Here is a 19,498-nt window from a genome sequence, read left to right on the forward strand (position 1 = left end):
ATAGTTACGATGTTATTTGATAAGTTCCATGCTTCCTCAAATATGGTGTTAGTCCTCCTTCTTTTAAAATATTAATCATCACTTCAGGCATGGAAGTCCCATAGTAGGTTTCATTCTTTGAAACATTATGAACCTCTCCCTTGTACAGATTGACAATTATTTTGTCCCCTTGTTCTATACGGTGATCAGGGACTTCCATAACCGGCATTCCAACATTTATAGCATTTCTAAAGAAGATTCGAGCAAAAGATCGAGCAATTACAAGGGAGACTCCTGAAGACTTTATAGCAAGTGGAGCCTGTTCACGCGAGGAACCACAACCAAAATTAGTATCTGCAACCACAATATCTCCTTGTTTGACGTTGTTTTTAAATTGAGGATCTAAATCTTCAAAAACATGCTGAGCTAAATGAGACAAATCCAATGTCTTAGTGTACTTTCCAGGAATAATACGGTCAGTGTCTATGTTTTTTCCATAAGTATGAGTGTCACCTTCAAACCTCAAGTTTCTCACCCCCTTTAATAATTGCCCTTGTAATTCTTCCGTAAAGTGCAGAAGAAGCCACAACAGCAGGAGAACCTAGAAATACATTGGCATTTGGATTGCCCATACGACCTTTAAAGTTTCTATTCGTGGAAGAAATAATAGTTTCTTCATCACCGGGAATTCCCATATGCGTTCCTACGCAAGGCCCGCATCCAGAGGTAAGAAAAGTAGCTCCTGACGCCATAAGAGTTTGTACTGTCCCATCTTCCATCCCTTCTTTCATTACTCGTTTTGAAGCTGGAGCAATTAATAAACGGACGTTAGGATGAATTTTCTTTCCGTTTAGAACCTGTGCGGCTGCCTGTAAATCTTCTAATCGACCGTTTGTACAACTCCCTATAAAAGCCTGTTGGATAGGTGTTCCTTCAACTTCCGATATATTTCTTACATCATCCGGGGAATGAGGAATAGAAATTTGTGGTTCGATATGAGAAACGTCAACTTCATATACTTTAGAGTATGAAGCATCTTTATCTGGTGTTATAGCTTCAAACTCTTCCTCTAAAGTAAGACCTTTTGTGTCCACCAATCCAGCTTTTGCGCCCATTTCGATAGACATGTTTGCAAGGGTCATTCTACTTGCAAGAGTAAAAGATTCTAAGGCGTCTCCCGTATATTCAATTGCAGAATAAGTAGCTCCCTCAATTCCTAAAGTACCTACAAGATGAAGAACTACATCTTTGGCAGTCACTCCTGTTTGTAACTGTCCATTCAAACGAATTTGTATTGTTTCGGGAACTTTAACCCATGTTTTACCTGTTAACCAAACACCAGCCAGGTCTGTTGAACCTACTCCTGTTGAAAAAGCCCCTAGTGCTCCGTAAGTACAAGTGTGAGAATCAGCTCCTAGAACGAGATCTCCGGGTTTCACATGATTGTTTTCTACCATTAACTGATGGCAAATCCCTTCACCGATATCATAAAAGTAAACACCTTGTTTTTCAGAAAATCCCCTCATCATTTTATGAAGATTAGCAATTCTTTCATTAGGTGGGGGAGAAGCATGGTCAATTACAAGTACTACCTTGTCTTTATCCCACACCTTCTCCCCACCCATTTCTTCAAAAGCTTTGATGGTTAGAGGGGCTGTCGTATCTGAAGCCATAGTTGAGTCTACATTGACTATGGCTATATCTCCCGCACGAACCTCTTTATTTCCATGAGAAGAAATGATCTTTTCAATAACTGTTTTTCCCATTCTTTTCACTCCTTTTTAAAAGTTAGAGATTTGCTGAAATCCTAACTTACTTGAAATTTTGTTTGCTCCATCTTTTACTTGTTGAGTTAATTTTTTTTCTAACTCTTCGTTCATTCTTGCTCCTAATCCTGAAATCGAAAGTCCCGCTATCATTTGTCCAGAAGCATTAAAGATTGGCGCGGATATAGAGTAAGCTCCAAATACTCTATCACCTAGGCTTACCGCACAACCGTTTTCTTTAAAAGAAGTCAAGTCCTTGTAATAAGAACCCCTCTCAATTTCTTCTTCATTTTCTCTCTCCCATTCTTGAAGAATATTTTCGGTAAACGTTCTATCAGCAAAGGCTAAAAATATTCTTCCTGACGCCCCTCGAACAAGCGGATAGGGATATCCCAAACGGACAAACTGTCGTATATCTTCTGAACCGTCCACCTTTTCTACACATACACGATGGGTAGATTGTAAAATGTTTAAACTGGTTGTTTCATTTGTTTGGTTAGAAAGTTCTTTAAGTATTGGAAGTGCTTCTTTTCTAACATCCAGAGTCTCACTAACAATTTGACCAAAACCTACAAAAGGAAGGCCCAATCTGTACAAACCGTCGGTTTCATTTCTAATAATTAGCCCTTTTTCCTTCAAAGAAGTTAGTAATCTGAAAACTGTTGGTCTTTTTAAACCTGTTTGCTCTACAAATTCGTTTATTGATAATTCGGGCTTATTTAAGGAAAAGCAATACAAAAGATCAACAGCACGTTCTACTGCCTGAACTGTATCTACTTTTTTTGTCATTTTTACAACCACTCCATTATGTCCGTATTACGGACAACATATCCGTTATACGGTCGATTAAAAGCATTCTATTATGTAAGCACTTTCAAGTCAACAATATTCTGAATTTTTTTTAGTTCTTCTGGTTCTTAATCTTTTATCATCTACTTAAATTTTCAATGTACAATTACTCTTTGTGTTAACTCACTTAAAAAAATATAAAAATATTCGTTTATACGTATAAACGTTTCTTCGTAGGAATAAAAGAATATTTCTTTGTAAAGGTGATTCAAGAAGCTTGTATATATAAGGTTCATTGCATTACATAAAATCCATTAAAAAATTTATGTTGGAAGCAACAAACAATGGATTTGCAAAAAGCATACTTTATCCAGTATACATACGTCCTATTGGTGCTAATTCTAGAACAAACACAGTAAACTTAAAAAAATGTATTCAACAGTACCTTTCTTTGAAATGTTAGTAAAAATAATTCAAGGACTTAGTCGGCAGGGAACAAAAGGCCTCCTTGAACACTATTTACTAACCCCTCCTACTTCCATAGTGGCTCGGAATTTTCCACTCTATAAATTGCGCTATATCTCATCACCACAAAAAAACACCAGCTTAAAATACAACTGGCGTTTAGAGCGTTTTAGACAACGCTAATACCGATTCACTTACAGGGGAATAGATAGTTTATTTCTTTATTCATTAATTTTCAAATAATCTTCCAAAGCGTCTTCAATGATTTCATAAATGTTTCTCTCTTCTTGTATAGCCTGCATTTTCAATTTTTTATGCAATCGTGTGCTTAAGTCAAAAGAGACCCGTTTTCTTTCTATCTTTGTTTCTTCTTTTATTGTTTTCTTCGTATCTTCCTTTTTAGAAATGTTGTTTCCTTCTTGCCTTTGAATTGGTTCGTTTAAAGCTTGTGATGGTGACATTTTATTTTGAGTACGCTTTTTATTTTTAATTTCATCAATTTTGGACACGAGAAATCATCTCCTTATAAAAGGTTTTATATTGCTTTAACGCCTGATTTAATTCAGGGTTCTCTTCAAAGCCATAAAGGGAAAGACGCCCCGTAGGAGCTTTTCGAGTGATGATTGTTTCAAACACTAGCTGCGGATAATCTTCTTCCACTATTTCATTAAATGCCTTAGCATCATTTCTCCGAACATCGTTCATCGTTCGAAGGATCCCTAGAATTTCTAAGTTATGAGGACTGACCTCTTTAGCAACTTCGACCGAGTCAAGAAAGTTTGGAATAGCTGAATAACACCAATTCGAACACTCGTACATGACAACAACATAGTTACTTGCACATAATGCATTTGTTGTCTGCTCACTCAAGGAAGGCGGGGTATCCATTACGATATAATCATACTGTTGATCAATTGAATCCAATATTGTATTTAAGACTAAACTTGGACTTCCGGAGAATGGCAAGTGGTCTCCTTGATATGTGTATCCTGTGTATAACCATCGCGGAAAAGTAGCTAGAAAATTATTTGCTGGAAGCAAATCAAGGTTCTCAGCCACCTTACAGACATACGGAATGGCCTCTTGATGCTGCATTGCTTCAAGAATAGAATGTTCAACAAATTCATTGGCTGGTTGCTGAGATAACATCTCTGTTAAATTCCCTTGTGAGTCTAAGTCGATCGCAAGGACGCGTTTCCCATCTTGAGCCAACAAGTGAGCTAATACTCCTGTAGTTGTACTCTTTCCACACCCACCTTTTTGAATCCCCATCGTAATTCGAACAGCCATAACAACCCTTCTTTCTATGTATCAACGTTTCTTTCTTTTACACATCTCAAAACTTCTTAGAAAAGAAGATGAAAACGTTTCTTCGTTTCTTCTACACTTTTTTATGAAACTCCTGCCAAATATCATTAAAACCAAAAGTGTTGGGAAAAGAAGGAGCTATATAGAAAAGATTGTTACAACTAATCCAATATTTCTTTCTACCAACGTTTCTTCGTTTATTTAAACCTTCTCATAAGAAGCACCTATTATCTCATTATATTTTGTTGGTAATCAATTATATTAGAAAAGGGTTATTTTTCTCTGCCCTTACATTCATCTTTCCATCCTGGATTAAAGAAAAAATCATAAATCTCCCCTCTCCCCCATAAGATTCAATGAATCAAAGATTCAGAGAATCACTTTCAGATATTGAAGGGGGCGAATAATATGAGTCAAAATGGGCGAGGGTTAGGGGGAAAGAGATGTTCTCGACGGAGCATTTCACTCAGCAATTCTTACGATGATAAAGCAAAAAAATTAGCTATCGCTTGTTCAATGCCAACCGCAACACTATTGTCAGAAATTATTGAAGTAGCATTAGACAGCCCTCAATTGGTAAACATGTTCCAAGAACGGTATAACAAAGATCCAAAATATAAGGTTGTTGTTGTACGAGTGGGAGGAAAAATAGAGTATTCTTAGCAAAATAATTTTCTTTTGGCCACTCGTCCTAGATCTCGAGACACCCGCCAACATTTTGGACAATATCCCAATCTATTAGCCTTTTGATCTTTCTTTTTTATTTTGGTCGTACATTTAATACATTTCATTTTTATTTTCACCTCACCCCCTCATCATTGGCCAAGATGCTATATTTTATACCTAATCTCAAGGCATAGGAGGAAAAGGAGATCTATTTAGCTCATTTTAGTTTCATTTAAATAAAGATAAATACATTAATTTAGGCTAAACAGAATTAAATTGTCCGTTAAATTATTTAATTAAATAATCATGCTGTCCCCCAAAGATTGGGCCACATAATTGTGAGTAAAATATAAATAATAAAACGTAAGTATAGTTAAACGAAAGGAAGTACTCACTCCATGTTGAAATCAATTATCAATCATTTTTACTGGATAACAGCTGTGTTTAATTGGGGTAGACGAACACAGCAATTATTTGGGTCTAGACGCCACAATAGCGGCGGAATGGTTTTTTTAGTATTAGGCATAGGAATTGGGGCAATGGCTTACAATCTTATAAGAGATCCTAAAAGGTTGCAACAAGTGACTCAACCTATTACTAATTTCTTTAGAGACACCCAATTAAGTACGATAAAAAGATAAAAACAAGCCGTTTAGCAAGTTTTCAGAAGAATTAACAAGTTCACCAATGTAAAAGGCTAACAATATTGATTATGAAGACCTTTTTTAACTTGAAGTCCTTTTATCTACAATAGTCAGTCATAGAGGGTGAAGGGAGCCATAGAAAACAACCTTTATACCCCAATATCTTCCTTGCCCAGCTGCCCTTTTACCGAAAGGATAACCTGTTCCCTCATAAGAGTGAAATTATTGTAATTAGCGATATGTAACGATAGATAATTAATTTTAACTAACTTTAATTAATTAAACAGACCTAGCCTTTAAAAGGCGGACTACCTTTAAATTAAATAAAATTAAGTTGTTTTCATTTAAAATAAATGCAATTCATTCAATAGTGCACTCCTTTTTTGGTGATTTTCAATAGTTTTCATTTGATTCAAATTGTTTTAATTTTATTTATGCTAGTTCCTTTCAGATTAGCAATAAAGGGGTAATTACTTATATTATTGGTGGAAGGATGTATCTTACAAAAAGAGGTGACTGAAAAAGCTCTAGGGGAATAAAAAGTTATGGAAGAAGGAGTATTTAATGGAGTATTTTCAAGAGACAGACGGAGAAAGATTAGTCGACTATGGATATTATGTACAGACAGTAGTCGCTCAAGAAGCGGTTAACACTATATCCAAATTGATGGTATGAAAGGCCACAATTTATTAACGAAGACCAAACCTATTCACCGTTGTTAACCGTTCACTCAACCTAATTTTCACCCTGCTCAAATTCAGTAAATTAGATATGCATGTGAAGTCACCCCTTTATTAATCTTCCTCATTAATATAATAAGAAAAATCAATATTTTCCCAAAGCCATTCTTTAAATGCTTGGTTTAATGCTTCATCCATTTCGTCTTCATTCAAACCCTCTTCATTATTCTAACCACTCCTTTTTAATCATCTAACGTTATAGTAACTTTCCGAATAGATTTCGGCTTTCGATTGTAGCCATGAAACTTAAATTTCTTAGGTGAAACTAACTCGTTAAAAAACATTTCAGCTTCGTGGTGAGTATAGAAATATCCACAAGTAGGATAAATATAAGCGTGTACTTGAAATGTATTGTATCCATCGTCTTCCAGATAAGCAAACGCACCATCTTCAAATTGAATGATATATCTAGTGTAACTCTTCATAAGCATTACCTCCTGTTAATTATAGGGTTATTCACTAAAACATTTTAGAGCACTTTTGGTATCAATCCATCAACAGCTTAGAAAACAATCAATTCTTTAAGGCATGCAAACATCTTTTTTAAAATTCAGTTAAATTTGTTTGTGTAAATGTATTCGTTCATCTCCTGTTGAGGAGAGAACAACCAAAATATTGGGGTGTGAAATTTTCGAAACTCTAAAAACTTATAAAATCTCATAATTATTTTTCCCCGAAACATATGAGAATTCTTGTCTAGCTAACGTCTTGATGAAAGTGCATCCCCTTCACTAGGTATAATCTGTATTTTCTGAGTAAGGCCCCTGCCACCTTTATTTCCCGAAAGAAATTTTTTCCGAAATGTCACCCAGTGGGGTCGGCAAATATGCAGGAACAGCCGTAACGACGCATTCCATAAAATACATACCTGGTTCGCTCAAACATCTTCAGGTGCTGCACTTTTTGAGTGAGGTAATCATGAACAAGTGGCGTCCACTTCCCATAATTGGGGCGGTAGTGCGCTTTTCGTTCCATCTCAGTGTGAGTATGGAACGAATCCACTGCTTCTGTTAGTATGGAGCCGATTTGATCAGGCATTCTTTCAAGAAGATTCTAGTCAGAACAACCCATTATCATTGCTTTTCCACCACTGTACCTTACGAACCTTTCTCGATTACATAAACTAAAAGAGAAATTATCAGGAAGGGGAAATACAATGGGTGTTAGAAAAGGTAGAAAAAGAAGTAAAGTTAGAAAGCTGACGTCAGGTCCTTTTATTGTACCAGTATCTGTGGACGGTACTTGAAAAGGAGCTGTAGAGTCTCTATTGATTGGTTTTCAAAAATGTTTCTACTCGAAGATCCACAGTGAAAGTATCAGTACTGGTTTGCAGAGAAAGAGTATTATATCCAGAAACTCCTCCAGAGATTAAAATTTTTAAAAGAAAAGTCACGATTCCAGCAGGAGACTGTGCATTTTTAAGAGTAAACTCCGGGCCAAGGACCTTCCGAGGTGACAACATGCTCCGTGTCGTTATTGAAGGAGATACAGCTAAAGATGCGAAAGCTATTGTTGCAACCCTATCAGGCCGTACAGCTGACGGACGTCTTGCACCGTCAATGGTTGTTAAACATAGAGATTTTATCGAAGCAAAATAATAACACATGCAATATTTAATAAGGAGGGGGTGACTAATCCCCGTCCTCTCACACTACCGAACGCAAGGTTCCATTTTCGGCGATTTGATGAAAATCCAACGTGGTTATAAAACTTTAATCCCATACGTCACCAGTATTGTTCATTTAGCGTGTGGGGATATAGAACGACAGTGTTGAAACCCAGGATATAAATAAGCTATACATAGCTTCATATTGTTTGAAGCCACTGTATAGCTTATTTTAGTTAAATATCAATGTTTGCTCTATTTGGAACTTCTTCTTCTACTTCATTTGCCTGCTCCCTTTCTGGTAAAGGGCTGCTTTGTTGGAAGGAAAATTCACTATTGGTCGGAGGTTCAGGAAGAAAGCTTATTCTGCGTATTACTTCTTGAATATCTAATTGCAGACTTTTGGTGACGTTTAATAAGGCAATGAGGTCAGAAGCTGAAAAAGAAGAAGTTCTCATTGTTTTTAAAAGATACTCAATATCCTGGACATCTTCTTCATTTTCGTTGAGAGAAGAGAGGAAAGCGAGTTTTTTAAATGATTCCCCTGTTTCTATGTTTTGGTGTTTTGTCCACTTTGCAAACTGCTCAATTACTCTTCGGGTAGACTCATTAGGATTGTCCTGATTGTCAGCCCATGTTTTAATATCATCTGAAGCTTTTTCACCCAATCGTACTTGTATCACTTTGACTGTAGACATAGAAACCTCCTTCTACGACATCCCAAGTTTACTTACTCGTAATGGTGTCCCCTTGATTCTCCTGGGCCTCTTTCACCAGCTGTTCAAGTTTAATGGTATTAAAAATATGCATCCCTTGCACATTCATCTCTACTGCATATTTTTCTGGCACCCAAAGAACTTCAAATTTTCTCTTCTTTCCTAAATTCACGAGTTTTTCATAAAGACTATCTTTTAAAAGGATAGAAGCACCTCCATAGACTACGAGAACTTCTAAATCAGCATTGATCTCGCGAACTTTATTTTCCACTTCGTCTAACAAGTCTTGCGCTACAACTTGCTTAGACTGATTTAAATAAAGAATAGCTTCCTCATGATAATCACTCAAAGGATTTTTCAGGTGATTAGAAAAGAGTTGTCTGCTAAACTTTAAATCTTCCCCTTCATTGAATAGATCAGTGGCTGTTTGTATAGCTTGTCCAATCCCCAGTGGAACTCCACTGCTTTTAGCAGCGTGTGCCGCATAACCCTGAGTATAAGTTAACTCTGTTGTACCTTCCCCAATATCCAAATGAAGAATTTTTTTATCTGAAAAATGTTTTCCAGTTACCTTTTCATAAGAATATTCTTCTTTAAATTCATCAAAGAGGTCATCATTCCGAAACTTCCCTTCACCATTTTCAATTATACTAAATAAAGCCGGAACCCCCTCTTGTGTTACCTTTACAAACCGGAAAGTAATCTGAACGTTAACAGATATATCTTTTATGTAAAATCTTAGTTCGTGAAGGCTATCTGTAAACATGCTCTCAAATTGATCAGCATTGCTTTTCTTATACACTGAAGCTGGAATCGCAGTTGTCATATCCACAACAACAGGGATGGTTGTTCCATCTGCTATTGTCTCATTTTCTGCAAACTTTCTTTTAATAGCCTGTGCTCCTATCAAACCAAGAGTGTTAATAAGAGGAAGTTTTTCTTCATGTTTTTTGTTTTTTTCAATATTCATGTTCTTCACTCTACCTTTGGAAGTGCTTAAGGCAGAGTTTCCTACTAGGTAGCGAAAAGCCTCTGTCCCTAGTGATTTGCTTTCAATTTTAACGAGAATATTATTATTAAGGTCTTCCACTAACTTTTGAAGTGTCTCATCAGTCTGTGGCTGTTCTCCAGTAAACACCTTATAAACGTTTGGTTGTTTAATTACTTCCCCCTCAATAATCATCTTGTGCTCAGAATTCCCGTTATCGTTTGCCACTTTAAAATTAAACATTTCGCACTCCCCTTCATTAATATTAAATACATTCAAATGACTTTTATTCCATTTTACATAAAATTATTAATGCAACTCAACCAAAACACCACAATAAAATTCTCTTAATTAACTAAAAACAATTAGGTGCCATTTGTTTTTAGTTAATTGTTGCTAATTTGATTTAATGCTAAATAAACCGAACTATTATACACCTCTCTTAAACAGGCCAGCGACTACTTAATCCATTATAACTCAAAATAAATACAATCATTTTAAATTAACTGTGTTTAATTAAAGTTAAGTATATTTTGTAATTTAAATCAATTTAAAATAATCATAGTTAGTTTTAGTTAGTTAAAATTATGTATTTAATCCTATAAAAATTCAACTATTTGCCTCTAATACTTTAATTAAATGTTAGTAATTTCAGTTTGACTCAACCTAATTTAATTTAATGGATATAATTCATTTGAATTTATTAATTGCTTTTAATAAAATTAAAGTATTAGCGGGAATCATTAGTACTGGTAGATTAAGGGAGGTGAACAGATTGTCCAGCCACTACGAAGAGTTAAAGTCCATTTTAAAAAACCATATGGAGGATAATTTTGATCCCTTATACGAATCTCTAAAAGCGAGAGTCGAAATTACTGAGGAAAAACTTTTTCCTGAAGAATTACTCCTGAAGTTATCTTCTTCGATAGATGAAAGATATTCAACCACACAAGTTGCTAAGTGGCTGAAGGTAAATGATTCAACACTTAGAAACTATATAAATGGCCTGAAAGAGTACATACAAACCTATGAAGTGAAGAGGTTCATTAAGTTAGATCTCTTTGGTGTTTACCGCCTTCATATGATTTTTATTTTTGTACAAGATTATGGAGAAAAGCTCCAACACCTTCTCGTTAGGGTGGGGCTTGAAGCAGAATTATCATCTGGAAATACCGTAAGGCTAAACAATACTGGTAAGGATTACACAGAGCATACTGATAAAAAAATAAAAGAAGTTTTAGAGTTTCAACAATTTCTGCTTTTAAAAACGGAATACGAAAATAATTTAAAAGAAATCAATGAATACAAGAAAGCAAATAAGCAACTACAACGAGAAATTGAACACTTGGATCTTCTAAAAGGACTTCACTCTAGTAAAGAAGTAGAGAAAGAAAAAGTGAAAAGGCTCTCCGAAGTCGTTGCTGAAAAAGTTACTGTGATCTCTCGGATGGAAAAAGAACAACATAAGAAGCAGGGTTTTTTTGAGAGGTTATTTGGCAAGAAAGAAAACGTACCTGTGGAACAAGACAATGAATCAAAAGACGAATTACTTTCAACTTTGATTCATGAAGAAGATGATGAGAACCGCGACCTTGTTCAATCGATTGATGAAAAAATAGAACGCTTGTTAGAAGAACAACAAACCAATAACCAGGCGCTAGAACAATTAAAGATAGCAGCGCAAAAAAAGGAAGAGCAAATTAACGATCAGTTCCCGGATAGAAAGATATATTTAGAGAATAAGAACCCAGTGTAAGAATCCTTTTTGTAGTTTCCAAGAAATTGCGGTAAGCATCTAACCCAGTTTCTTGGATTTTTTATACAGGGTTAAGATGAAGAAACTCCATAGACAAACCATCATAGTGAAGAACCTCTTACCTTTTTATTACATAACGAAAGATTCCTCTTCTGATGTGTCCAGGAAAAAAAGAGAAGAACAAGCTTATCCCTTATATTTATAACCCTAATTAGGTAAGGATTATAAATGAACATGACCCTAAATAAGTAAGAGTTAAATAGCAGTCAATACCACTTTATTTTTCATCACCCTAATTAGGTAAGGGTTACTTGTGTTATTTTATAGGTTTTTTTTATTTTCACCCTAATTAGGTAAGGATTAACTCACCAGGCTTCAAACGACAACCCTAAATAAGTAAGGACTCGCTAAATTTCTCCATATTTCATCGTTGTTATGACCCTGAATTGGTAAGGGTTTTGTGCGTGTAAACATGTTTTATTACACCCTAATTAGGTAAGGGTTATTCATTTTACGTCCTAAACAAGTAAGGTTTACATCTAATGGTGTTTTTCACCCTAATCAAGTAAGGGGTAAAGCCTAAACAGGTAATGTCTTATCCTAATTAGGTAAGAGTTAGAGCCTAAACACGTAAGGATTAACCCTAATTTCGTAAGGTTTCACCCTTAAATAGTAACCTTTTACCCTAATTAGGTAAGGATTAAGGGCTTTTTTTCCTAGAGTACCAAGTATCCTAGCTGCCCTAAAACTAGAAAACTATTAAAACAAATAAAACATTAGTAAAAATAGAAAACAGACAAACTGGTTTTGTGTATTCTTACTTATAAAAAAAGAAGTAAGATTTCTTTTAAAAATCATTGTCTTTTTTTATCATGAGTTTCATAATGGACGTAACAAGTAAATTTTTACTCTGCAGGTGATACTATGAAACCTTTTCATCATTCTAATGAAGTAGTAGAACTCAATACAGAAACTAACATTTATAATCACCCTAATAATTTAATTGTTAAGTCAAATGCTTTGATAGAAGCTTCCTATAAGTTGGGAATTAATGAACATAAAATTATTCGATTTGTAGCAAGTAAAATCAAAAAAACAGACGATGATTTTAAAACATATCGAATTAGTGTAAAAGAATTTGCTGAATCTATTGGTGTAAAAGGGAATGGGTATTATAAAGAAATCGAAAAGATGTCCTATGAACTCCTAAAGAAACCTTTAAAAATTAAAATAGATGATGATTACATTATGGCTCCCTGGTTTTCCTACATTAGATATCGTGATAAGGAAGGAATAATAGAACTTCGTTTCGATAAATTTTTCAAGCCTTACTTATTGAATTTAAAAGAAGAATTCACCAAGTATACCTTTGATCAAATCTCTGAGTTAAAAAGCTCTTATTCCATACGAATATACGAGTTGTTAAAACAATTTGAAGGGATAGGAAAACGAGAATTTAGAGTGGAGGACCTAAAAGACAAACTAGGCTGCTCTGACATGTACAAGGAATACTCAAACTTTAAATTAAAGGTTTTAAAAGTAGCTAAGAAAGAGTTAAAAGAAAAAAACGATATTCATTTTGATTTTGAAGAAATAAAAGAAGGCAGAAAAGTCGTCGCCATTCGATTTTTAATTAAACGAAAACCGCCTACGCAGATCACACTTTTTGATCCAGAAGAGCTATCTGACACGGAAAAATTTATGGCAAAAATTAAAGGATACCTTAGCAAATTTGATATTCCTGTTAAAGATGAGACAATAAAAAAATGGGAAAAGTACGGCGAATTACAAGTAATAAATGTTATTAAGCAAGTAGCAAAAAGAAAAGATATCGAAAACTATGACCGTTACATAAGTAAAACCTTAAGAAACATTCAAGATAATACACCCTCACAAACCAAAGAAAAGGGTTCTACTTCTATAGAAAGCTTAATGACTGAGTTTATCACAGATTTTACTAAAAAAAGCGTTGAAGTACCGGCAAATTTTCTATTAAAAGATGCCTTCACTGAATTCCTTACCAAAAAAGGGTACAAGCCGAAAGAGACTGAACAATTGTGCGAAAAAAACTTTGAATCCCTTTCGTATAAAACAATGATAAGAATTAGAGAGAATCGCAAAAATAAATCTTTTTAACCTTACCTGTTTAGGTACGGACGTCCATCCATAGCCACATCAAGCTTTTTAACCCCTCTTATCCTTACCTTCTTAGGGTAGACTCAAAGTTTTCTTCACCTACACCCTAATTAGGTAAGGTAAAAGGTCTAAATACAACCAGAACCGTGACCTTGTTGATTACAATATAATTATTAAATTATCATCTTCCCACTTTCATTAGTTTTTCTACAGAGCGCCCCCACTTTATCTACACTTTCCGTTTTCCCACATTAAAAAAGAAGGACTTAAATCCGTTAATAGTAAGATAAAGGTAAGCCAAAAGTACATCAATTTATAAAAATGAAAGGTCCCAATTTCCTAATTTAAGACAAACTTCCATTTTTTTCTTTAGGTTGTGCTGGTAACTATGGTAAGCTAACAACCAAATTGAAGAGGCAGTTTTTTCTGAAAACTTTTGCTCTAAGGAGGTTTTTTTATAAAAAAATATGCTTAAAGTTATATAAACTCTCGTTGTTGTTTTGAATCTACTGCAACTCTATTAAGAAGGAGGGATTAAAACCTTCTTAACCACTATGTCTTAGCTGGTTCACTTGGATTCAGTAAATATGAGGTGATAAGAGTGGGCAAACGTAGAATAAAGCTTTCACATATTGATTTGTTAGCCAAAGCCAAAAGTGTTCGAACTTTTGACAAGCAAGACTACGACCTGATGGGCACTCTTGCCGTAAATAAACATAATGGAGCCATCTTTGATATTGCTGATATTTATTACCATGTGCGTACTGCTCGCAACGACTACCATGACATAATCGCCAAGCGAAAACATCCTAGCGATGAATTGTGCAGATACAAAAATAATGATTGATCAGAGTGTATATCTCTTTTCAATATAGAGTTGCTGCTAAGTCATTTCACTGTGTGGGGGAGTAGCAAAAGCTCATCGGTTCGGAAGGTACCATACCAAAAACCTTCTCACCATGTTGGTGACACAGTGCTTTTTACTTGGGTTCTTCTTGCAAGGCCAAAATCGATGTGGATTCCAATAAAGGAGAGAGACAACGATTGAAAAGGGCTCATTCACGTTCTTAACTGAAAAGGTTAAGCTCTGGCTAAAAGGTCAGAGAACTACTATTTCGAGAAGTCAAATGACGGGGTAACGCCCTGAAGGGCTTCCTCTGATCCTCCGACATGCGAAAGGCAGTTGATAAGAACTGTAATCGTATGAAGCTCGGTGAAGACGGCTGAAAATTACCGTAAGGTACTCGGGTACCCCGAAAGTCGCCCAGAGGTGGGCGATGTAATCCATAGGCCGGGAGTCTATAAAACACTCAAGGGTAGAATCGGTTCTTAAAACCAACGGGAGGCTGAACCTGACGAACCTCCGAATGTACGGGTCTAGAACGCATAACATCCAGAAATGGGTGTGTCACGGGCGTGGCGCTGATGTGGGTGAGTAAGAATAGTTGTTATGAAAACCCATAGGTCGTTACAGGCGGCCTCAAGTCAGCAGGCTTAAAGGAGGGCTCTAAAAGTGCTATGTATAGATAGAAGTAGTGGAACGTGGAAAGCCGCCAACATGGAGAACTTATCTTTTATGAAATGTTTGAAGGGAAAGTGATCGTGAGATTAGCGTTCGTATAACCTTCATTTATGGCGGGGAGAGTGGTGGCATCGTACTAATGAAACGATGGAAACATCGTGGAGGGATAGCCACTAGTCTGATAAAAGATTGACCAACCGTTTTCTTAGCAAGTAAGTCGCTCAGTTACAATATAAGGTTCTTGTGAGACTAAAAAAGGTTAACTCCGAAAGGGGCACCGACTTATAAAAATAACTGCGAAACTTAGACACGCTGAGTACTATAATATGCAGACTACACTGGATCATTTATATCAGCAGAGTCAAAACGGAGATAATTTTTATAAGCTAATCGAGCTTATGAAGATGGATGAAAATATTAGATTGGCCTACAGAAATATTAAAAAGAATATGGGTAGCACCACAGCTGGCACAGATGGTAAAACAGTCAACGACATAAAAATGCTTCCAATAGAAGAAGTGATAGAGAAGGTTAAGTCAATGTTTGCTTGGTATCAACCACAAGCTGTTAGGCGTGTATTTATACCAAAACCAAATGGTGATCAAAGACCTCTTGGAATACCAACAATTTGGGATAGGTTATTTCAACAATGTATTTTACAAATACTTGAACCTATTTGTGAAGCTAAGTTTCACCCCCATAGTTATGGTTTTCGTCCCAATCGAAGTACGCATCACGCCTTAGCGCGAATGAAGTCATTGGTTAATAGCCAAGGAAAAGGATTTCATTATTGTGTGGACATGGACATTAAGGGTTTCTTTGATAATGTCCATCATGGCAAACTTCTGAAACAAATATGGAGTTTGGGAATTCGAGACAAAAAGCTAATTTCTATCATTTCAAGATTGATAAAAGCAGAAATCGTTAATGAGGGATTTTCTCAAAAAGGAACTCCGCAAGGAGGAATACTAAGCCCTCTTCTCTCCAATATAGTTCTAAATGAATTGGATTGGTGGATTAGTGACCAATGGGAAACTATTGAGACTGCACACCCATATAAAAGCAGAAATGATAAATACAAAGCGTTGAAGAAAAGCAGGCTCAAGGAATGTTTTCTCATTAGATACGCTGACGATTTTAAAATCTTATGTCGTAATTATTCAACAGCACTTAAAGTGTTCGAGGCGACAAAAAAGTTTCTTAGGATACGTCTTCATCTTGATATAAGCACAAAAAAATCCAAAGTGATTAACCTAAGAAAGAAATCTAGCGATTTCTTAGGGTTTACCATTAAAGCACGGAAAAAAAGGAATCGTCATGTCGCCCACAGTAGAATGTGCCGAAAAGCTAGAAATAATGCCTATAACAAATTAAAGAAAGCCATCAAAGACATACGAAAGAAGCAGACACCAGAATCAGTATGGCACTATAATACGGTAGTTATGGGTATCCAAAATTATTATTCAGCTGCTACCCATATTATTAAAGACTTAGACCATATGAGTAACCATCTCATAAGAACCCTCTATAATCGACTGAGACAAGATTGGACCAAAGCCACCAAACACGACATGTCAACTACCTTGAAAAAGAGATATAGAAACTATAATCCAAAACTCTATAAAATTCAGGGCATCGTATTAATTCCTATTCATGCATCTAAACACAAACCAGCAAGAAACTTCACCCAGTCAATCTCTAATTATACAGTAGAAGGCAGGGGAAAAATTCACGATACTCTGAAGGCTATAGATAAGGAAACACTTAGACATGTGCAAAGGTATTACATGAATCATCGAACAATTGAGTACAATGATAATCGTATTTCAAAGTTTATTGCTCAGTTTGGGAAGTGTGCCATCACTAAACAAGAATTAAGTCTAACTGGCTGGCACTGCCACCACAAAATTCCGTTGGAATTTGGAGGACAAGATAACTTTGACAACTTGATAATTGTACTAAAGGACATTCATTTGGCTGTTCATCATGGTGATTCAGTAAAGGCAAAATCCATCTTGAAAAGCTACGAAATAGCTGAAGAGAAAAAAGGGTTATTCGATAAATTGAGAACACTAGCTCAACGATCCCCTATATTCTCTTAACATAAATTATGGTCAATTGAGTCAGATAGAACGCCGTATGAAGGGAAACTTTCACGTACGGTGTGAAGTGGGGGAAAAGATGGCGATAATCTCAAAGTCTTACCTATCACTATTTGGCCACGGGTTTATTGATTATGCGAATGAACACAACAACGGAGAGTATTCCAAGGAGCTGGCCATTGAGTTTTCCAGAGAACAATATCAACGGGTTAAGCATACCGGAAACTATTCGTGTATCCGCCCAGAAAGTGCGGATACCGGAGCATGTTACGGCGATATAGGATACGTTGATGCGGTCATGTCTTACATGCAGCCAACACTTGCTGACGGAGAATTTGAAGAAGTCATTGAAGTGGGCGCACAGTGGATTGGCCACTCAGAATATGTTTTTGGGGGAGGGAGAACCAGAGCAGAACAAGAACAAGGATTGTTTGATTGTTCGTCCTTTGTTCATTGGGCCTATGAACAGGTAGGCATTGAGTTAGGACACTTTACGTCCGTTTCAACTGATACCCTCAAGCATAAAGGACAAGCAGTCCCGGTGAACGAGATACAACCCGGTGACCTTGTCTTTTTTGATACCTATAAACTGGATGGCCATGTCGGCATCTACATTGGGGACGGTCAATATATTGGCGCACAAAGCAGCACCGGTGTGGCAATTGAAAGCATGGAAGATGGATTTTGGGGTGACGTGTTTAATGGACGTGTGAGAAGAATTTAGAAAGGAGAACCTCATTATGGATAGCATCAAAGCATTCAAATATGTCTCAGTGATCACCCTCTCTTTTCTATTAGTTGGAAACGGTGTTCTCTTCTTTGCCAACAAAGGGGAAGAAAAGGAGGCTACCATTTCCGAAGCACAATCAGATGAATTACATGCCCTACGAGAAGAAAATGAACGACTACGATATTTGGAAGAATATGAATCTCCTACAGCCAGAGAACAACTATTTCAGGAGGTAGAAGAACAGGCCAAACGGTTTATTTCTTCTATCTTTGAACAAAACGCTGACACGTATCAAGAACAAAAAGCAGAAGCCGAAAACGTGATGAATGAAGACTTGATGGATCGCTTTTTTGCGGCTGATATGTACGGGGAACAACAAGTGGAAACGTCCATTGATGAAGCCCATTATTATTTTGAGAACCTTGAGAAGAACCGTGGTGAGGTGGATGTTGTGATGGATATTACTCATACCATTCACTACGTTCAAACCAATCAAGAAGATCAGACTCGTGCCTTTATCCGGGTCACATTTGAACGAGAACATGACCAATGGATAGCCACAGACATTCAAGATGTCTCATAACAAAGGAGGGGTTTCATGCTCAATAAAGACCGAATCAATCTACGAAAAAAGGTAAGCTGGGTGTACTATGTCGGACTCAGTTTTGTTATGGCTGGACTGTTCTTTTTTCTCACCTCCGGCTTTTACATGGAAGAAGAGTTGGAGGTGTTAGCTTCCCCGGTGGGAGAAGATATTCGCATTACGTCAGGCACAAACATTGAAATTGTTAAGTGGATTTATGAACCGGAAGCAAACGAAATGGAGGTGATTCTTGATTTAAATGATTACCGATACGAGATGGATTCCATCGAGTACCTGGCGATCCAGCGTTCCGATTTAAACGAAGTAACGGCTCAAACGGTTATTGAATATGAAAGCTACGTGGTCTTAAAACTGGAAGATTTGGACCCAGACTTCAAACAAATTTCTCTTCAATTATGGAGAGAAGGAGAAGATGAGGACGGGGAACAGGACATGTATCGGTTAGTCACCATTTACACCGATCAAAGAGAAGTGAAAACAGGAACCATATCGGTTAGTGAAAGTGATCAAGGGTTACGGTACATTACAGCTCTCTTAATTGAGAGAAGTGAAAAAACAGTGGAACAACTGGAAAGTCACATTGAGGAAATAGAAGATGAAATGGTTTCCTTGGAAGAACAAAAACAGGAGTTGAGGGACCAGCGAAACTATCAGACAGAAGATGAAAAAAGGCAGACAAATCATCATATCAACGCTCTAGAGATTGAACAAAACGAACTGGAAACAGAGGTAGAACAAACCCAAGAACATATCGAAATAGAGGAAGAACGGATGGAAAACTATATCCAAAGAGAACGACATTCTTCTCTCACTTCTTCTTAAATCCGATCAGTTATCGTTTCGGTTTTGGTTCAAAACCTGATCATCATTTCTTCAAGGTCGTGATCAGAAAATAAAACAAGAAAGCAGTCATGTACCTTCGGAATGGCTGTTTTTTCTAGTTCATAGGAGGACTGCTCACCCTGCACAAACTGTGCAATC

At 36.4% G+C, this 19,498-nt stretch carries 19 protein-coding genes; 10 read left to right on the forward strand and 9 right to left on the reverse strand.

Translation table 11 applies throughout. The features are described 5' to 3' along the window. Positions 1–4: 4 nt before the first annotated feature. From CEF17_RS19315 to CEF17_RS19335, 5 genes are all read right to left on the reverse strand, one after another. Positions 5–505, reverse strand: a complete 501-nt coding sequence (locus tag CEF17_RS19315) for a 3-isopropylmalate dehydratase small subunit (protein WP_100401147.1) — start codon at positions 503–505, stop codon at positions 5–7. Further along, a complete protein-coding gene (locus tag CEF17_RS19320; RefSeq protein ID WP_100401148.1) occupies positions 495–1,745 on the reverse strand; it encodes a 3-isopropylmalate dehydratase large subunit in 1,251 nt (416 codons plus the stop codon). The genes CEF17_RS19315 and CEF17_RS19320 overlap by 11 nt, the downstream gene beginning before the upstream one ends. Before the next feature lie 15 nt (positions 1,746–1,760). Further along, positions 1,761–2,534 carry an IclR family transcriptional regulator gene (locus CEF17_RS19325; protein ID WP_100401149.1) on the reverse strand — a complete coding sequence of 258 codons (774 nt, stop codon included), beginning with the start codon at positions 2,532–2,534 and terminating at the stop codon, positions 1,761–1,763. Positions 2,535–3,220: 686 nt separating this feature from the next. Further along, entirely contained in the window at positions 3,221–3,508 is a 288-nt protein-coding gene (locus CEF17_RS19330; RefSeq protein ID WP_100401150.1) for a hypothetical protein, read from the reverse strand. Beyond that, positions 3,495–4,289, reverse strand: coding sequence for a ParA family protein (locus tag CEF17_RS19335; RefSeq protein ID WP_100401151.1), 795 nt, complete (start codon positions 4,287–4,289; stop codon positions 3,495–3,497). Before CEF17_RS19335 ends, CEF17_RS19330 begins: the two co-directional genes overlap by 14 nt. Before the next feature lie 426 nt (positions 4,290–4,715). Here CEF17_RS19335 and CEF17_RS19340 point away from each other — a divergent pair, with 426 nt between their 5' ends. Both CEF17_RS19340 and CEF17_RS19345 read left to right on the forward strand, forming a co-directional pair. Next, the gene (locus CEF17_RS19340) at positions 4,716–4,970 is read left to right on the forward strand and encodes a hypothetical protein (RefSeq protein WP_100401152.1); all 255 of its coding nucleotides are present in this window, start codon (positions 4,716–4,718) and stop codon (positions 4,968–4,970) included. Positions 4,971–5,371: 401 nt separating this feature from the next. Then, positions 5,372–5,614, forward strand: a complete 243-nt coding sequence (locus tag CEF17_RS19345; RefSeq protein WP_100401153.1) for a hypothetical protein — start codon at positions 5,372–5,374, stop codon at positions 5,612–5,614. 797 nt (positions 5,615–6,411) lie between these two features. On the opposite strand, the gene CEF17_RS21150 is transcribed toward CEF17_RS19345, so the two are convergent. Continuing rightward, positions 6,412–6,510, reverse strand: a complete 99-nt coding sequence (locus CEF17_RS21150) for a DUF7167 family protein (RefSeq protein ID WP_442857467.1) — start codon at positions 6,508–6,510, stop codon at positions 6,412–6,414. Between the two features lie 29 nt (positions 6,511–6,539). Next, positions 6,540–6,782, reverse strand: coding sequence for a hypothetical protein (locus CEF17_RS19350; protein ID WP_100401154.1), 243 nt, complete (start codon positions 6,780–6,782; stop codon positions 6,540–6,542). A gap of 882 nt (positions 6,783–7,664) precedes the next feature. Between CEF17_RS19350 and CEF17_RS19355 the strand changes: the two genes are divergently transcribed. Then, a complete protein-coding gene (locus CEF17_RS19355; RefSeq protein WP_157843108.1) occupies positions 7,665–7,955 on the forward strand; it encodes a hypothetical protein in 291 nt (96 codons plus the stop codon). A 244-nt stretch (positions 7,956–8,199) separates the two neighbouring features. Here the strand turns inward: CEF17_RS19355 and CEF17_RS19360 are convergent, their stop codons facing one another. Both CEF17_RS19360 and CEF17_RS19365 read right to left on the reverse strand, forming a co-directional pair. Next, complete coding sequence (locus tag CEF17_RS19360) at positions 8,200–8,661, reverse strand: hypothetical protein (RefSeq protein WP_100401156.1); 462 nt, start codon at positions 8,659–8,661, stop codon at positions 8,200–8,202. Between the two features lie 28 nt (positions 8,662–8,689). Further along, a complete protein-coding gene (locus CEF17_RS19365; RefSeq protein ID WP_100401157.1) occupies positions 8,690–9,910 on the reverse strand; it encodes a ParM/StbA family protein in 1,221 nt (406 codons plus the stop codon). A 532-nt stretch (positions 9,911–10,442) separates the two neighbouring features. On the opposite strand from CEF17_RS19365, the gene CEF17_RS19370 reads away from it, so the two are divergent. From CEF17_RS19370 to CEF17_RS19400, 7 genes are all read left to right on the forward strand, one after another. Further along, positions 10,443–11,423: a hypothetical protein gene (locus CEF17_RS19370; protein ID WP_100401158.1), complete on the forward strand. Its 981-nt coding sequence runs from the start codon at positions 10,443–10,445 to the stop codon at positions 11,421–11,423. Between the two features lie 924 nt (positions 11,424–12,347). Next, positions 12,348–13,559, forward strand: coding sequence for a replication initiation protein (locus CEF17_RS19375; protein WP_100401159.1), 1,212 nt, complete (start codon positions 12,348–12,350; stop codon positions 13,557–13,559). 601 nt (positions 13,560–14,160) lie between these two features. Next, complete coding sequence (locus CEF17_RS19380; RefSeq protein ID WP_232725673.1) at positions 14,161–14,406, forward strand: hypothetical protein; 246 nt, start codon at positions 14,161–14,163, stop codon at positions 14,404–14,406. Positions 14,407–15,407: 1,001 nt separating this feature from the next. After that, positions 15,408–17,183, forward strand: coding sequence for a group II intron reverse transcriptase/maturase (ltrA, locus tag CEF17_RS19385; RefSeq protein WP_100401073.1), 1,776 nt, complete (start codon positions 15,408–15,410; stop codon positions 17,181–17,183). Positions 17,184–17,262: 79 nt separating this feature from the next. Then, positions 17,263–17,907 carry a C40 family peptidase gene (locus tag CEF17_RS19390; RefSeq protein ID WP_232725675.1) on the forward strand — a complete coding sequence of 215 codons (645 nt, stop codon included), beginning with the start codon at positions 17,263–17,265 and terminating at the stop codon, positions 17,905–17,907. Between the two features lie 16 nt (positions 17,908–17,923). After that, positions 17,924–18,496: a hypothetical protein gene (locus CEF17_RS19395; RefSeq protein WP_100401161.1), complete on the forward strand. Its 573-nt coding sequence runs from the start codon at positions 17,924–17,926 to the stop codon at positions 18,494–18,496. A gap of 15 nt (positions 18,497–18,511) precedes the next feature. After that, a complete protein-coding gene (locus CEF17_RS19400) occupies positions 18,512–19,339 on the forward strand; it encodes a coiled-coil domain-containing protein (protein ID WP_100401162.1) in 828 nt (275 codons plus the stop codon). Positions 19,340–19,498: the final 159 nt, after the last annotated feature.

The sequence above is a fragment of the Bacillus sp. FJAT-44742 genome, from assembly GCF_002797315.1.
GTDB lineage: Bacteria > Bacillota > Bacilli > Bacillales > Marinococcaceae > Thalassorhabdus > Thalassorhabdus alkalitolerans.

Bases quoted from the DNA above. Each gene is read 5' to 3' on its own strand.
- CEF17_RS19345 (WP_100401153.1), top strand. From the start codon at position 5,372: ATGTTGAAATCAATTATCAATCATTTTTACTGGATAACAGCTGTGTTT.
- CEF17_RS19335 (WP_100401151.1), bottom strand. From the start codon at position 4,289: ATGGCTGTTCGAATTACGATGGGGATTCAAAAAGGTGGGTGTGGAAAG.
- CEF17_RS19365 (WP_100401157.1), bottom strand. From the start codon at position 9,910: ATGTTTAATTTTAAAGTGGCAAACGATAACGGGAATTCTGAGCACAAG.
- CEF17_RS19395 (WP_100401161.1), top strand. From the start codon at position 17,924: ATGGATAGCATCAAAGCATTCAAATATGTCTCAGTGATCACCCTCTCT.
- CEF17_RS19390 (WP_232725675.1), top strand. From the start codon at position 17,263: ATGGCGATAATCTCAAAGTCTTACCTATCACTATTTGGCCACGGGTTT.
- CEF17_RS19320 (WP_100401148.1), bottom strand. From the start codon at position 1,745: ATGGGAAAAACAGTTATTGAAAAGATCATTTCTTCTCATGGAAATAAA.
- CEF17_RS19340 (WP_100401152.1), top strand. From the start codon at position 4,716: ATGAGTCAAAATGGGCGAGGGTTAGGGGGAAAGAGATGTTCTCGACGG.
- CEF17_RS19325 (WP_100401149.1), bottom strand. From the start codon at position 2,534: ATGACAAAAAAAGTAGATACAGTTCAGGCAGTAGAACGTGCTGTTGAT.
- CEF17_RS19375 (WP_100401159.1), top strand. From the start codon at position 12,348: ATGAAACCTTTTCATCATTCTAATGAAGTAGTAGAACTCAATACAGAA.
- CEF17_RS19350 (WP_100401154.1), bottom strand. From the start codon at position 6,782: ATGAAGAGTTACACTAGATATATCATTCAATTTGAAGATGGTGCGTTT.
- CEF17_RS19360 (WP_100401156.1), bottom strand. From the start codon at position 8,661: ATGTCTACAGTCAAAGTGATACAAGTACGATTGGGTGAAAAAGCTTCA.
- ltrA (WP_100401073.1), top strand. From the start codon at position 15,408: ATGCAGACTACACTGGATCATTTATATCAGCAGAGTCAAAACGGAGAT.
- CEF17_RS19400 (WP_100401162.1), top strand. From the start codon at position 18,512: ATGCTCAATAAAGACCGAATCAATCTACGAAAAAAGGTAAGCTGGGTG.